The organism is Streptomyces sp. CBMA123 (assembly GCF_014596465.1).
Lineage (GTDB): Bacteria > Actinomycetota > Actinomycetes > Streptomycetales > Streptomycetaceae > Kitasatospora.
In genome coordinates this window covers 1-2,125 of sequence record NZ_MECK01000444.1, presented here as the reverse complement: position 1 = coordinate 2,125, position 2,125 = coordinate 1, and the positions used below count along the sequence as shown (strand labels likewise).

2 protein-coding genes and 1 pseudogene are annotated in these 2,125 nt (G+C 73.3%); all 3 read right to left on the bottom strand.

Annotation, left to right across the window (positions count from 1 at the left end; all coding sequences use genetic code 11):
• Positions 1–142: pseudogene (locus BG452_RS33045) on the bottom strand (5'-methylthioadenosine phosphorylase); the annotation flags it as partial.
• A 94-nt stretch (positions 143–236) separates the two neighbouring features.
• Positions 237–806, bottom strand: a complete 570-nt coding sequence (locus tag BG452_RS33040) for a hypothetical protein (protein ID WP_223243088.1) — start codon at positions 804–806, stop codon at positions 237–239.
• A gap of 5 nt (positions 807–811) precedes the next feature.
• Complete coding sequence (locus BG452_RS33035; protein WP_188308030.1) at positions 812–2,098, bottom strand: molybdopterin-dependent oxidoreductase; 1,287 nt, start codon at positions 2,096–2,098, stop codon at positions 812–814.
• Positions 2,099–2,125: the final 27 nt, after the last annotated feature.

Sequence of the window (2,125 nt, the reverse complement as noted above, 5' to 3'; positions counted from 1 at the left end):
GCCCGGCCACCTCCCCCACGAACACCGCATCGCTCGGCGGCCCGTACGGCGTCTCCACCCGCACCTCCACCACCTCCTCCAGCAACGCGTACAACCCCGAACCACCGATCACACCCAGCTCGGCCCGGGGGCCCTCCGGCATGTCCTGACGCAGCGTCATCTCAAGCACCTCTCCTCGGGAGTTCGATCCCGACCAATGTAGGAGCGGACGGGGACGGCCTCGGCGAAGCGCGTCCTTACGATTCCCGAACGCCACCGCCCCGGCGGCCTCCGCCCCGACGAGCGCCACCGCGCCGGGCACCGCGTGGACGGGCGCGGCGGAGCCTGACCGCGAGGGCGACGGCGGAGCCGCCGAACAGCACGGCGGTGATCGCGAGCCAGCGGCCGAGGTAGACCTCCTCCGACAGACCGGTGGCACCCGGATAGGGCACGGAGAGGCCGAGGATCAGCGGGAACCAGACGAGCAGCAGCAGGCCCGACAGGAACGCCGGTACGCGCAGGTGGTTGATCCAGGCCACGCCCGGCGGCCGTTCCGCGCGGTGGCGCAGCACCGACCGGGCCGAGAGGTCCGCGAGCGAGTAGAGCGGCAGCAGGATCAGGTCGTGGACGACGGCCGCGCCGACGAACCAGAGCGCCACCGCGAGCGGCCGTACGGCCACCAGGCGTTCGACCGCGTAGCCCGTCAGGGCGAGGGAGGCGAGGAGCGCCAGCAGGTGCAGCGGCCCGGCGCCGTACCAGCGGGCGAGACCACCGGGCTCCGGGTCGGCGGCATCCGCGGCATCGGTCGCATCGTTCGTGTCGCTCATGTCGGTCAGGTCCTGAAGGTGAGCCGGCCCACCCACTTGGTGTTGTTCACACCGGGGTTGGCCGGGACGATGATCCGGGCGGGGTAGCCGTGGTCGATCGAGAGCTCGGCGCCGTTGACGTGCAGGGCGAGCAGCGAGCGCGGGTCGCGGATCTGGTTGCCGCGCAGCACCACCGAGCTGTAGGGGCCGGGTGGTTGGACGGAGTCCACCAGCACGTTCGCGGCGTCGGGCAGGCCGGCCAGCGCGGCGAGGTCGGCCAGTCGCAGTCCGCTCCACTGCTGGTCCTCGGTGGACCAGCCCTCCACGCAGGCGATCGGCAGCCGGGCCGAGGACTGCGGCAGGGCGAGCAGTTGTTCCCGGGTGAACACCCGTACCGGCCCGGCGCCGTACAGTTCCAGCCGCCAGTCCGGCCCCACGCTCGCGGCCGAGATGCCCACGGCGGCGGCCGTCTTGTTGATCTGGAAGCCGTTCGGCCCGGACTCCGGGTCGCGGTTGTGCGGCGCCAGCAGTGCGGTGCCGCGCAGCCGGCCGCCGATGCTCTGCCCCGCGGTGACCAGCAGCAGCGCCAGGGAGCCCGCGCCGACCAGCGCGAGCGCCCCGCGCCGGGCGATCGTCGGCAGGGCGGGTTCGGGCGCCACCAGGCCGTCGGCGTCCGGCGGTTCGGGCCGGGTGCCGGCCCGGCCGGTGCGCAGTTCCACGAGCAGCGAGCGGGACCGCAGGGCGCGGAGCATCCTGCCGAACCTGAGGCCGACGTGGACGGCGAAGGCGGCGATGAACACCCATGCCCCGTAGAAGTGCAGGGTGTAGAAGGACCCCGGGAAGACGTAGTGGAGCTGGATGTTGAGGATCCCGGTCGCGAACTCGAAGACGGCCCCGCCGACCAGCATCAGCAGCGACAGCCGCTCCAGCGCGTGGGCCGCGCTGCGGGCCGGCGGCCACTCGAACAGCTTGGGGATCACCGACCACAGTTTGGCCAGCAGCACCGGGACCAGGACGACGCCGAGCGTCACGTGCACGCCCTGGGTGAGCCGGTAGAGCCAGGCCGGGCTGGTGGGCCAGTCGAACAGGTAGAAGCCCAGCACGCCCTTGTCCGGCGTCTGGTCGTTGAGCGGGCCGAGGTCGGGGTTGTAGGCGGCGTACGACAGGGCGCCGGTGACGAAGAGGACGGGGATTCCGACCAGCAGCACCAGCCCGAACACCGAGGTCAGCCAGGGCCCCCGGAGCGGGCTGCGCCAGAACCGGGGCCGGAACGGACCGGGCGGCGCGGGCAGCCGGCCGATCCCCGCCGCCAGCCCCCTCGCGGACCCCGCCGCCCTCGC